This window comes from Cellvibrio sp. GW822-FHT04B05 (assembly GCF_058800985.1).
On record NZ_JBXAMU010000001.1, the window covers coordinates 1,300,252 to 1,313,640 of the forward strand.

Annotated in this window: 10 protein-coding genes; all 10 read right to left on the minus strand. The window is 57.0% G+C overall.

Annotated elements, in window-relative coordinates; genetic code table 11:
• Positions 1-281: 281 nt before the first annotated feature.
• The 10 genes from AC1RJL_RS05220 to AC1RJL_RS05265 all read right to left on the minus strand — a co-directional run bounded on the left by AC1RJL_RS05220 (position 282) and on the right by AC1RJL_RS05265 (position 13,334).
• Positions 282-1,637, minus strand: coding sequence for a DUF6519 domain-containing protein (locus AC1RJL_RS05220; RefSeq protein ID WP_492911682.1), 1,356 nt, complete (start codon positions 1,635-1,637; stop codon positions 282-284).
• 30 nt (positions 1,638-1,667) lie between these two features.
• Positions 1,668-3,905 carry a hypothetical protein gene (locus tag AC1RJL_RS05225; RefSeq protein WP_492911683.1) on the minus strand — a complete coding sequence of 746 codons (2,238 nt, stop codon included), beginning with the start codon at positions 3,903-3,905 and terminating at the stop codon, positions 1,668-1,670.
• Between the two features lie 7 nt (positions 3,906-3,912).
• Complete coding sequence (locus AC1RJL_RS05230; RefSeq protein WP_492911684.1) at positions 3,913-7,116, minus strand: putative baseplate assembly protein; 3,204 nt, start codon at positions 7,114-7,116, stop codon at positions 3,913-3,915.
• A complete protein-coding gene (locus tag AC1RJL_RS05235) occupies positions 7,113-9,791 on the minus strand; it encodes a putative baseplate assembly protein (RefSeq protein ID WP_492911685.1) in 2,679 nt (892 codons plus the stop codon). Before AC1RJL_RS05235 ends, AC1RJL_RS05230 begins: the two co-directional genes overlap by 4 nt.
• Positions 9,788-10,198, minus strand: a complete 411-nt coding sequence (locus AC1RJL_RS05240; protein ID WP_492911686.1) for a GPW/gp25 family protein — start codon at positions 10,196-10,198, stop codon at positions 9,788-9,790. The genes AC1RJL_RS05235 and AC1RJL_RS05240 overlap by 4 nt, the downstream gene beginning before the upstream one ends.
• A 7-nt stretch (positions 10,199-10,205) precedes the next feature.
• The gene (locus tag AC1RJL_RS05245) at positions 10,206-10,529 is read right to left on the minus strand and encodes a PAAR-like protein (protein WP_492911687.1); all 324 of its coding nucleotides are present in this window, start codon (positions 10,527-10,529) and stop codon (positions 10,206-10,208) included.
• Positions 10,530-11,093, minus strand: coding sequence for a phage baseplate assembly protein V (locus AC1RJL_RS05250; protein ID WP_492911688.1), 564 nt, complete (start codon positions 11,091-11,093; stop codon positions 10,530-10,532). It abuts the gene before it with no gap.
• Positions 11,094-11,121: 28 nt separating this feature from the next.
• Positions 11,122-12,258, minus strand: coding sequence for a hypothetical protein (locus AC1RJL_RS05255; RefSeq protein ID WP_492911689.1), 1,137 nt, complete (start codon positions 12,256-12,258; stop codon positions 11,122-11,124).
• Positions 12,251-12,616 (minus strand): hypothetical protein, encoded by a 366-nt coding sequence (locus AC1RJL_RS05260; protein ID WP_492911690.1) that lies wholly within the window; start codon positions 12,614-12,616, stop codon positions 12,251-12,253. The genes AC1RJL_RS05255 and AC1RJL_RS05260 overlap by 8 nt, the downstream gene beginning before the upstream one ends.
• 70 nt (positions 12,617-12,686) lie before the next feature.
• Positions 12,687-13,334: a hypothetical protein gene (locus AC1RJL_RS05265; protein WP_492911691.1), complete on the minus strand. Its 648-nt coding sequence runs from the start codon at positions 13,332-13,334 to the stop codon at positions 12,687-12,689.
• Between the last annotated feature and the right edge of the window lie 55 nt (positions 13,335-13,389).

Genomic DNA, 13,389 nt, shown 5'->3' on the forward strand with positions numbered 1-13,389 from the left:
GCGCAATGTTGGGTAGTTATCTTGCGCGCAATAAGACAAATGAAGTTAGTCTTATTGCAAGAAGGTTCCAATGTGAAGATGTTGGGCCAAAAAGATATTTTCACGATGGAGACATAAAACAACTATTCCTATTGTTTAGAGAGAGGATTACTCATCACCTGCCTGGCGACTTATTTCATAGATGGATGACGCAGCAAAGAACTACACGGGGTTTTATATCTGTAATCCAATTTAAAATAGAAAATAATTTCATTCGAAATTGGATTACATAAAGACGCATCTCAAAGCTCCACCGCCAGGGGCGGAAATGCTTTGCGCAATTCCCGAAAGAAACTCACTGCCCCTGCCGATGAAACATCCACTATCGCAAGTGGTGCGTAATAGTGGTTTATGCCGTGGGGTGGGAGGGCTTTGTCGTCAGGCCAGTCTACATTGCCAGTGGCGGTGCGGACGGGGATTAACCAGTAGTCGCTGGTGCGGTATTGGTGTTTGGCGCCGCCGGGAGCGGGTTGGAATTGTACTTGTACGCCGTCGGCAAGTATTTGCCAGTCGTTAGTGGATTCTTTGAGCTGTTGACTGCCGTCCCAGCGGCGGGCTTTGGTGGGCCAGGTTTCGCCGGTGGGTAGATCAGACGGCGCCACTATGGCTTCTGTATCCAGGAAGATTTCGTTGTCTTCGATTTTTTTGATTTTGTAGAGTGGCCCGGCGCGACCGCGCAATTCTTGTGCGCTGCTGGTTAGCTCGATGAATTGGCCTATGGCAAAGCCGCGCGCATCGTCCACTTTTACCAAATGACCTGACAGGCTCTCGACGGCGGCCAGGGCGCTGGCGTTGTCGCGCGACCATTTGAACCAAGGTCTGGTACCTTCAAAATAGATTTCCACCCGGTAGAGTTGGTTTTCCAGCCCGCGATAGCTGGCTTGGGGCGAACTGATGCAGGGCCCGGATTTGCCTTCGTATTTGGCTTTTACTTTAAGCAGGCCGTAGTGTTCGGGATAAAACCTGGGCGTAAGCACATCAAGAAAGCCATCGCCTGCCTCATCCAAACCAAAATTCTGCGCTACGGGTTCGGCTTTCACCTGCCATACCAGCTTGGCACGGGTGGTGGTATCGGCGCCTTCCAGCGCTACCTCGCGGATACTCTGATCGTCTATATGGGTGACGTGGTGCTCCCAGACATCCAGATAAATTAAATAGCGGCCTGCGCGCAAATTTTCACTCGGTGGCCAAGGGTAATCCGGCTGGCGATAGAGGCTGTAGTAATCCTCCGCTTCTGCCAACTGGCCGTTGACGTAATAGCGCCCCTTGCTGATGACAACCGGGCCGTTTTCCTCGGGGGTAGAGATCAGCTTTTGGAGGTGCTCGCGCTCGAAGTCACTGGCTTCAGTCAGCGCGCCTGTATCGGTGATGATGGCGAAACCCAGATTGCGCTTTTGCACGACGTTATCGACGTTCAGTTCATCTGCCGGTCCGCCATGGGGACCAATCAAATCTGCCGCCAGACGGCGGTAATAGTGCAGGAAGATGGCCGCCTGCTCGTTCCAGTCGGCGTCCAGCTGGACGCGCCCTTGCTGTTGCAGCACGCGGGTAAAGTGTTTGCTGGAATCAAAACTGACCCGGGAAAAATCGCCTTTCATGATTGTCTCCTTATCACATCAATGTCTTTGTTAGTTAACGGGTATGACAGCGGCATCGCATCTGGCCGGGGTGTATTCCTCCAGCCGGGCGCGCAGGTTGGCCAGGCGTTGGGGCTGGTACAGATGGTAGAAAACGCCCAGTTCGGATTGATTGTCGGCGCCCTCGGCGATCTCGCTGGGGCCGGTGATGGCCAACTGGCAGTAGCCGGGGTTGCCGTAGCGCTGGCTGGTGAATTGGGGTTTCACCCGTTCGCGCGCCGCCTGGATTGCCTCTTCCAAATTTGCATCACTGACGGGTATGTCCGTTAACTCTGCTTCGCCTTGCAGTTGCTGACGAGCCTGCTCTTGCGCTAGATCCGGCTGGCAGTGATAACGTTTAGGCGTGCGCGAGCCGGGGCGAACGTAGCAGAAACGCATACATCCCTGCTGCCGGCGCGCGACTTTAAGCTTACCCAGAAGTATGCTGTTTTCCGCCAGCTCGACGGTGTGGACATCAATGCGGCCGAATACAGTACTGCGCAACAGGGTGAGGCATACATGGGCGAGGCTGCAACCGTAGCCGCCGATGGCTTCGCAGGCGGGGCCTTCGCAATCGCTGCCGGTGGCGTCGAGGATACTGTCGCTGATGCGGATGGTGAGGGGATCATGTTGCACTTCGTCGTTATTGACCTGAATAGAACCGAGGATGCTGTGCTCTATGGTCAGGCAAGGCCAGGCGTTGTTGATATCTATGCTGGGTTCTTCCAGTTGTTCGGGTTCGCAATCCGGCTCCAGGTTCCAGCCGGGTACCAGGGTGCTGTGGCGAATAATAACGCCGGCAACTTCACCCTCGATTTGCAGGCCGCGACCTGCAATTAGCAAACCATCCAGCGTGAGATAACTGCCTGCTCCACCATTAACCCAAAGCTGGTCAGGGCGATCATTCAGGCGGATTATCGGGCGGGCACCGTTGGCGGCAGCAAGCTGTAGGTGATGGCCGGCGGGTAGCTCTATCTGGATGGCATCTTCGTAGAGGCTGCTATCGGCAATCTCAATCAGCGCATCCATTGGTTGCGGCTGGTTGTTGGTGTTACGTAAATCCAGTTCGCCTTTCCAGGCTTCCAACGCCAGCTTGATACTGGTGTATTGTTGGTTTTTACCGACGCCAAAGCGCAAACCGGAAATCGGCGGTGTGATGCGGCGCAAATACTCACCCCCACCCAGATCGGCGCTAAAGCCATAGTGGTAGGACACCCGCACCCCGTTGCGCGGCAGCTGGCGGGGCGGAAAGAGGATGCGGCCCAGCACTGGATCTATCGCCACATGGTCTTTAGGTGGTTTGTAGTGATCCCAAATGCTGAGGTCGGCGGCGATCACCTGAGCGATGGGAATGGGCTGGGGGGAGTCGGCCTTGGGCCAGCCGGGTGCCCAGATGGCGAGGCTTTTGCCCTCACCGTAATAATGAGGTGAGGCGTGCTTGCCGTTATCGTCCGAAAATTCCAATCGGGTGATAGGTGCGGGGACATTGACGCGGCCGTCTATTTCGCCAGGGTCGTCCTGAGTTTGCCCGTGGCTGAACAGGGGCGCGTTGTTGCCCAGCGTGCTAAAGGTATAGCAATTGCGCTGCTCCAGCGACAGCACCGGGGTTTCAGTGACGGGATAACTGCGCAGCCGCCATACAAACAGACCGACACTGGGAAGGTTGTATCGGCCCTGTGGCGGTTTACGCAGGTCGGCCACGGGCGAGTTGATCAGCCGCACATCCGCCGTGTGGGCGCTGTTATCGAAGGGCGAATTGAGCCAGGCGAGGTGCTGGGGCTGACGCAGGTCTACCAATTGGCCGCGTTTTAAATGGCGGTGGTTGAGATGCTGGTTGTGCGCCAGCAGGGGGAAAAACTCCACCGCCCGCGCCGGCCACCGGGCAATGTCCGCCGCCAGTAATTCCAGCAGCGCCAGTGTGCCTTTGCGGCGGCGATAGGCGAGGGTATTGGCCAGATCGCGCCGTGGCACAGGGCCGGCGCCGCCTGCCGGGGTTGCCTGGTTGAAACCGATCAGGTCGCCCAAATAGGGCACCACCCACTCTTCACAGGTTTCGATAAACCAATTGTCGTAGGTCTGCGCTATATCGGCCTCAAGCAGATTTACCTGCTCGCCAATCACCTGCAACAGGGCGCGCAAGGGTTCGCCCTGCTCGGCGTCACGCAGCCGGTAGATATAGGGCAGAAGTTGGTAGAGACGATCATTGCTGGCAGCGTCCTTCAACGAGTCCTTTACAGTTACCTTGGCCATAGCTACCTCAATTTATCGGGTTAAGTATCAGGGTGGCGGGTACCTCTGGATTGAGGAACGCCAGCTGCGCCGGGCGAATGCCTTTACCCTCCTTGCCGGCCAGGTTGACCAGGAGGAAAGGCCGGGGATCCTGTTCGTCGTCCTGGCTTTTACTCTGGTCTATAAACTGCGAGGAACTGTCGCTGCCGGGATCCTCCGTCAGTAACCGGGTGATGGTTTCCAGCGTCACCAACCGGCGTTCACCATTGGGCGTTACCTCTTTTTCGGGTACGCCGCGCAAGTAGTCCACATCTACATAATCCACCCCGCGCACCGCCTGGATACAACTGATCACCTCACTCAAATAGAGTGGTTGGCCGAACTGGCGGCGGGCAAAGCCAAAGGTATCCAGCAGCGCTGCACGGACATTAGTCACCACTGGCTCCCACAGATAATCCGGCAACAAACGGATATTGGCGCTGATTACTACAAACACCAGCTCGCGCATCGCCAGTTGCAGGGGTTGGTTGGGATCACCCGCTTCAAGCAATGCCTGCCGCAGGTTTTGGAAGAGATCGGAAGTTTCATCGATGGGGATATCATCGGCACCGGCGATAGTGATGTGTACCAGGCGACGATTGCCATCCGTTAATTCCCGTGCGTTGGCTTTGCCGATACCGGCAAACAGGCGGGCGAAATCCTCGTAGTCTTTTACCGATACCAGCCGGTCCAGCGCCTTGAGCGCCAGCGGCGCATTGGCGCGGGCTTGGTCGCAGGTTTCGCGGTCGGCGCCGCCAGTGGCCGGCAGGGGATTGATAACCTCCTTCACCCCCAAGGGCCGGGCGACCAACAAGCTGATCTGGCCGGCGCCCACATTGCCCGCTTTACCTATACCGTTGCGGTAGCGCGCTTTGATATTTTCTTGCCCGGATGGCAAACGGCCACCCTCTTTGCCGTTGCCAAAGATCACCGTGGTTTTGGCCTCGTCATCGGTTTTGGTGACAAACAAGCGTGCATTGGGTGACTGGCCAGCCAGGGAGTCCGCTTCGTGCCAGCGCAGGTCGTTGACGTAAACTTCCAGGGTGGATTCCGCCCCCGCCGGGGTAGTGGCAGATACATAGGTGAGTGGTGGCTGCTTGAGGGTAAACGCCTGCATGCTGAGGCTGGCACTGCCGCTGCCAAGGGTTTCGGAGCGGGTGTCGCCGTGGGTGGCTTTAACGACGTTGCCGTGGATTTTCACGGTCGCACGTTTGTACCTGTGGGCCAGTGGTGTCTCCAGAGTGATGCGGCTGAGGGTTTTATCGCCCGGCAAGGTACTGTTAAAGGTTTGCTCCACATTGGCCAGCATGGCCAGCTCGCTCTGGATTACCCCGGCCGTGGCCTCTATATCCGCGCGTTCGCCGGTAACTATCAGCCAGCGCCCGGCTTGCAGGCCGGGATGGAGCTGGTCCAGATCTATGGTTTTGCTGTTGTTCACCTTGCTCTGGTATTGGGCATCTGTGTCCTGAGGGCTACGCAGCGGTAGGCCTATATCGTCATGGATGGGCTCTTGCGCCAGTTGCAGTAGCTCGCTTTGGGTGCGAACGAGCACCTTGCGCTGGTGATCAATGCGGGAGAATTCACTGTCCAGGCGCCAGGGTTGATCCAGCAGTAAGCGGCTGGTTTTGCCACTCAGGCCATAGTCGCTACGCGGCTGCTGAACCACATTGGCAAGCTTGAGCAACGTCCGCCGGGTCGCGGAGCTGCTCCCAATCGGCCGCTGTACCAGCACATAGCCACCCGGTAGCAGGTTGTCGTATTGGTTGTCGAGCGAAAGCACATCGGCTGCCTCATGTTGCAGCGGCCAATCATTCGCCAAGGGAGCGGTGATAAAACGCACGGCACCGTCTGCATCGTTAGCCGAGATGTCCAGCCCGCCATTTTTATCATCGTTGGGGATAAGCCCGGTGCGCACTGGCGCGTTATAACCAAATAGCGGCGCTGTCAGGCGCAGGGCGTAGATAGCTTTCAACTCGGGCTGGACAGGGTTGAGGTTAGCGCTGGCCAGGGCAGGATAGAAATACTCGCCCAGCCGGGGCGCAAACTTAACCAGCAATTGGGGCGCCGCATCAGCATTAGTTTTAAAACCTTCTTTCACCGAGCGGATTTGCTGCAGGGCATTGCGTGGCTGTAAACGACCAGGTTGCAGCAGACTGGCAGTAAGATCCGTCAAGTTGGTGGATGTGGGGGTTATGCCGGGTTGGCTGTGGGATTTTAACTGTGTAAAAAACTCCGTTATGGGCCCTTTAAGATTGTTGCCTTTATCCCAGTTGAGGGTATCTGTCAGCGCTATTGCACCTTCTTTAAGTTCGACCAGCGTATGCCAGGTACCCAAGGCTATATTACTCCTGAGCAGCTCGAAGTACTTTTTGTCTGGATCAATCGTCCCAAACTTGTGCTCAGCCTCTTTAAGGAGTTCTGTTACATCACTCAGGTTGAGATCGGCAAACACTGGCTGCAATAGCACTGGGGTTTTGCCTTCCTGCAACAGCGGCTCGGCGGATAGTACCTTGCGGATGTAGCGGTCGCTTTCTCCATCACCAAAGGCCAGCAGCAGATGGTCACCCGCTTTCAGGCCAAGGGCAGTGCCGTCCAAATGCAGCCGATCTATCGTCAATGCCTTGTCACGGGTGATGTGGTAGGGCTGCTGCAGGCGCGGCTGCAATTGGTTCCAACTGCTATGCGCTTGCAGCGGATCGCTGGTTTCAAACGATTGCGGCAGCTCGCCGGGGCCGGGGATACTTTGGGAGCGGGTGCCCTTGGGGATCACCGTCTCCTGCCTGGCGTTGCTATCCATGGTATAGGCGAGGAAAACGCTGGATGCCACACCGGGCCGGGGCTGGTAACCCACCAGCCGGGCCAGCTCGGTAACGGAGCGCTGTAAACCCGCCGTGCGCAAATAGCCCTCATTCACCTGGCGTTCATTGTAAAAGCTGAGCACATCGGCGACGGTTGCCCAAGCATCCAGCAAAGCAATGGACGGATCGTCAGGCGCGCGGGTACTAAGGCCGGCCAAGGCCGGATAATCCCGGCTGGAGAGGCGCGCCTGCATGGTTTCAAAAAAGCTGGCGTAGGTGCCCACACGGTAGCGCAGCTCGCTTAAACCCGCCCGGTTTTTGGGCCTGTCGACTTTGTGTGTACCGCCGGCGCAGCAGCCGCAGCTGTTATTGGAGGAGCCAGTTAGATTGTTCATCGTCCACCTCGTATATCCAGAGTGAGCTTGCCTTGCTCGGGGTAGTCAGGATCTTGCCGCAAGAGGGCGATTTCGAGGGGACCCAGAGACAATATGCCGCTCTCCAGGGCACCGTTGGGGTTTTTGTCTTCGGGCAAGCCTTCAAACTGGCGCGCCAACCGCAGCACTTTTACGGCGGTAACACCCTCCACTGATTGGGCGCGGGCAACCAGTTCGCTCAGTTGTATACCTTCACCAAAGCTGAGGTTGTCGGCGTGGAAGAAGCCGGTGAGCCCCCCTGCAAGGCGCCGGTCGCTAAAGGCATCGAGCAATGCCGCCTTGATCTGGCCGCGCAGGTAATTGGGTTGCACACAGACACCCAGCGCGAAATCCACTGGTACATAGCTGGCCCAGGCGACTACCAGGTCATGGGCGATACGGCGGTAGCGCAAAAGGTGGCTGTAGATCTCGCCCAGCAGGTGCTCGTCCGCCCGGCCATCGAAAGGATCAACCGCCACCAGTATTTCGTACCAACTGCCCGTCCAGCGCAGGCGGGCGGCGGCCCGTTGTACCCGTCCGGCAAAATCGCGCTCCACTATGGCAACGTAATCGGCAGGGGTGATGGCCCGCTGCAGAACTTTTTTGAAGGCTTGCGGTGCGTAAAGCCGCGCTTCCGCCAGAGGCTCGGGATCAATGCCACCGCTCGCCGCGATGGGGTTGCGCACCTGCACAAAACCTACACCTTGGGGTAGATGGTTTTTGAAAACGATATGGTTGATGGCCTCGGCACCCACATTGCCGCGATTGCCATTGCCAATGCGGTAACTGGCGGTAAAGCGGGTACCTGGCAGCGGCTGACGACCACAATCGCCGTCGCCAAAGCGCAATTGGACACGGCGGTCTTCTTCCACTTCCACTACAAAATGGCGGTCGTTATTGTCACTGGCGAGCAGGTCGGCTTTGGGTTGCCAATTGTCACTGTTGTTATGTAGGCCGGGCGTTTCGCTCAGGCTGATAACCGGCAAGGCGGCGCGCGGATCTTGCTGTAACAGCCCTCGCGCCGGAGTGATATGGTGGTGACCGCAATGACGGGTGCTGCAGGCCGGCAATGGCTGGCTAAAGCTGAGGTCGCCGCGCTCAAGTAACGGCTGGAAGCGGCCGGGTAGCTGCTTGGGTTGGCGGGGCAGGCAGTGATCGTCGCAGTCGGGTGCCTGTTCTATACCCGGTACGGGCGGCAATTCCTCGCCTTTGGTTTCGCCCTGATCCACTAGGATTACATTGCCGCGCACCAGGCTTATATCTTCAATGGGGGAGCAATCCTCGCGGTTGATGGCGCTGATGCAGAGGGGAAAATCCAGCGCGTCTTCCGCCGTCCATTCAATTTCCCACAGCAGTTTGCCCGTAAGCGGATCTTGCCCCTTATGAGCGTGTATAAGGCGCACCGCCTGGCGATGGCGTGGATCGGCGTCGCCGGAGTGACCGGTGGTGGGGCCTTTAACTTCTTCGAGGATAAGGATGTCGCAGGGTTTGAGGTGCAGCTTGTAGTCGCTGTCCTTTGGCGTTTGTATTTGCGTTTGGGGATGGCGGCTTTGCAATGTCTGGTGATGAGACAGCTCGGGATGATCTGTATGGCAGTCGTCATCATCCTGATCCGGTGGCGAGGCTGTGCCTGGGTCGAGTAAGGTCGCACTGGTGGCACCTTTAGGCAGGCAGCAGCGGCTATCGCCCCAAGTGTAAAAGCGGATGGCATTGTGGGCGAGATAGAGCGGGATTGTCGCTTGGCGGTCTGGCACCAGCGGCTCAAAAACCAGATGTTTTGAGGGCTTGGGCAATTGCTCGGGGGTGAGTAGTGTGGCCTGGTCGTTGAGGGTAGTGATCAGGTAAAAATCGCCAGGCAGAAGATCCTTATAGTCGGCATCTACCGCCAACGTCACCCAGGCGCGGGCGTTGCAGCCCTCGTGCAGGTGATAGTCCACCAAGCGCGCATGGCGGCGCACGGACACCCGGCGGCGGGCGGTATCCAGATAGGCCTCTGTACCTACCGCATCCTGGTAGTAACTGAGGTGATCGCCCACATAGGCCAGTAATTCCACCAGTGTAATGCCCAGGTCGGGCACATGGCGTTCGCGCCAATTGGGCATGGTGAGGGCGAGGCGATCGAGAATCAGTTGGCGAAAACTGCCGTAGTCTTTGGCGAGGTAGTTGATGTCAGGCTCAGCTCCGGCAACCGGCGTACAAGCCGGCGGTGGCAGGCAATCGAGATCGCTGGGGCAACTGACTTTAAAACTGAACTCCAACTGGCTGTAACGCGGGTCAAAACCGGCCAGCGGGCGGGGTTTACGGCGCGCACCTTCACCATCGTACAGTGGGCGATTGGTCTCTGGATCAAGCTCTACCAATAGCAGTTGGTAGGTGGAGTAATCACCATACTTATTGACAAATACCTGCATATAGTCGTCAAGATCGTCGTCAACTTCACGCTCTACTGCAATACCGGTGACATGGATATCGGTAATCCGCCGTCCACCCTGAATCAGCACATTACCTGCACTTATGTACTCTGGCGCCTTGCCCAGGAAATAGACGCGCAGCACTTGCTGGTTATCGCTGACCTCGACAAAATCCAGCCCGTTCCACCCTTTTTGCTCGCGCACAAGCTGGCGGCGGTGGTCGTGGTTACAGCTGAGCTGGCTCATAGCGCACCCCCTGTACCGGCAGAGGCAGTTGCAGCAGAGGTGTTGGCAAAAGTATCCTGCCGGACTTCACCGGTACGCAACACCCGATATTGCAAGTGCAAGCGCAGGCTGGATTCTTCGCTGGTCACCTCCAGCCCTTGCACCTCAATTACATCTCCCAGCCAGCGCTGCAAACCCGCCTGTACCGTAAAGCGTAAAGTTGCCGCCAACTCCGGGCTGTTGGGGGCGAACACCAATTGCAACAGACCGCTGCCGAAATCCGGCCGGTTCACCCGCTCGCCGGTATTGGTAAACAGAAACTGTTCAATCAGGTTGCGGATATGCGGAGTGTGCCCGGCAGTATCGCTAGATGTCTGGGCTGTGCGGCCGCGGTGATCGAAATGCAGGGGAAAATCTATATCGTCCATAATGTCCTCACAGAGCAGTAACGCGCGGTTGGGTAACCGCAATAATCAGGGGCGTGCCGGTGGGCGCGCATATGGCCTGGCTGCTCTGGCACACCAGCGGCTGGCCGTTGGAGAGAACCCGCGTGGTGCCCATCAACCAATTGGCAGTAATACAGGGCCCGTTGCCATTGGGCGGCGGCGGAAAGGCGCAACCGGCCACGACATAGGGCGCGGCTATGGTTACTGTCGGCTGGCCACTCACCATGACGCGGGGATTGGGCGCCGTGGGTGTCGCTTGGCCGCCGTGGGCGCACATCACTTGGGCGCCGAGATGTACAAGGAAGCCGGGCATTTACGTCACCACCAGTGCGAGTTTGTTAATCATTACCGAGGGACCCAACAACTCCACCGAGGCGCCCTTGCCATTATTGAGGAAGATGCCGGCGTCGTTCACCACTATGGACGCACCGGTAGTACTGCGCAGGATGATCCCGCCCGTTGTCGGTACCGGCGGCATCACCGGTGGTGGCGGTGCGGGCGGCAAGTCGCTGATAATTACTGCCTGTTGCAGCAATGACTGGATGACAATATTGGGATCAGCCGGGTTGCCCGCCAGCGCTGCCAGCGGTACCTCGGCCACAATTCCCCAGAAGCTGCCTACCCAGATGGGATAGTCGGGATCGCCCTGCTCGAATTCGATCCAGACGCCGTCGCCAACCTTGGGAATCGCGTAAAATCCGTTCTGCTTGCCGGCGATGGGAAAGCAGGGCATGGCCCAACTGGAGGGAATAATCCCCAGCACATCCGGCACCATGGCCATAATGCGCCCGCGTTGCTCCGGGTCTACATTCATGAACACCGTGCCGCGATACTTGCCGTAATAGCGCTTGGCTGCGCCTTCTGTCTCACTACTCATTCATGCCACCGCCCTTTATGCCAGTACCCTAATTAATCACTTTCGGAATCGTCGAAATCAGCCCGTTGCGGCTGAGTTGGAACTCTTGTTTGTATTGGCCCGGTTTGATTTTGTGCTTTACGTTAGTGACGTAATGCAAACCATCGTAAGCCGTACCCACGCCCCGCACGCCTACTAACGAACGCGCTTTGAGCAACCGGCCATAGCGCAATACATCCAGGGTGCCCGAACCGGTCACTGCATCAGCGGCGAGCGACGCATCGGCCAGGCCGATCATGATCGCCTTGGGTATAGAGAACTTGGACAGATCGGCGCGGAAGGGCTTGAGATCGCCCAGATTGCTGGGAAAAGGTTGCACCAGCCCGAGCGGCGGGTTAAGGGGGGTGATGGGTGGAATGGGAATGGGGATAACCACTTTACTTGCCTCGTTGTAGATATACACAATCGGCAGGCGGTTCTTCTGGTTGTCAAAACTGAAACTCAGGCTTTCCACATTGGTGTGCGCATCCATATCCACATTGAGTGCCGGCTGCGGCACACCGACCTTAATGCGCGGCCCCCAATAAGCAATGTTGGTACCCACCGCTGGCCCCGGCTCCACATAAAACACATAGCCCACCTGGGCGGCCAGCGCCTGTATATATTTGAGATCCGTACCCTGCTGTGCGGGAATGTTGCCCGTGGGAATGGGCACATCAATCATGACGCTGGGAATCACCATGGGGATCACCCCGAACATGGCGTATTTGAGCAGCAACAGCCCAATCCGGCCCTCGGCCGGCATGGCAGGGAAGGGAAAGCCGCTAAAGTCGATCAAGTCCATCACCCGGCTGACATCCTCGCCGGTAATCACCAGCACCGGATGGCTGGTGTCGCCGCCCGAGGCCATTTCGTGGTTGGTGATAACGCCATCCATGATCACTGTGGATGAGCCATTCAAGGTCACCACAATCACCACCCGCATCAGCAAAATCGGGTTGCCGCCGGTTAGCAAAAACAGGATGTGCAGGGGTGAGTTTTTGTCGATACGAAATTTCAGCTGGAAGCCGCCACCGCTTTCGCCGGCGGAAACCTCAATTTCGGTCAATGCCTCCAGCACCGATTGTGGTACTGCAATCGGCACCACCGGGCCGATCATCAGCGTGAGATGCACACCCTTAAGCATGGGGCACTCCCGGAATTCCCTCGGGCAAGGTAATGCGCAAGCGAAAGCCCGCTTCTTCAAGTTCGCGTGGATGCAATGCGCGGTTGGCATCGCACAGCCGCCAGAACAATTCGGGGTTGCCGACAAATTGTGCCGCTATATTGTCCAGCCGTTCGCCCTGGGTAACGACATACTCCTGCAGCAAATCAAACCGTTCAGGTTGCGGCACGAGCCTGCGCTGGAAATACACCGTCCTGGTGCCATCGGCCGCTTCGCGTACCTGCACCGGCAGCCCGTAATAACGGCTGGTGGGCGGCAGGCTGGAAGCAGTCGCGCTCAGTTGGAAAAGTTGCTGTAAAGCTAAATTAGGGTCAGTCATTCCTTCGGTTTCCGTTGATTAAATCGTGTTAAATACAAACGCCCTTGTGTTCATGCGGGAGTCGTCATCCTCAAACGCCACTAATCCCCAGGCTCGCAAAACTCCCATTCCCCAACTTTTTCGCCAACTGTTCTTTGTGCTGCAAATAACTCATAAACAAACTGCCGCCTTTATGGTTAAAGCCCAGGTCGTTCACATTGAGCACGCGTAGACCCAAACTGACTTTGGCGCGTATGGGGTTGAGGGATACATCAAAGGCTTCTTCAGTAATGCTGAACTCTGTAAGCCGTACAGGTATTACGCGCTGTTGGCTCCAGATAAATAACATCAGGGCCGATTCCATCGGCGCTATTTCCAAAGTACCGCTCTGCGCCAAACGGTTGCTGGTTTGCAACTGGCTGCTCGATGGATAAATAATTAATTCCAGTGCTGCCAATTGCGGATGCAAACCCACGCTGATGGCAATACCATCGACAATTTCCAACTGATCGGTCGCATCCACTTCCGCCTCAACTTTGATCGTTTCCACTGGTGGGCCTTTCAAGCGCAATGCCTCCGAGCGATCGCCGCCCTCGCCAATACCCTGCACCTGTAAACTGCGCGAAATACTGTCGGGGTTGTACTGCAAGGCAATAATCCGCTGCACGGCACCACTCACCGGATCGATCAACACAATGCCGCCTTTAATCACTTTGGGGGTGCCAGGGAAGCTGGTCATAACCTTACCTTTAAGTGAAATTTATAAAACACATCATCGATTTTCTTTTGTAGGG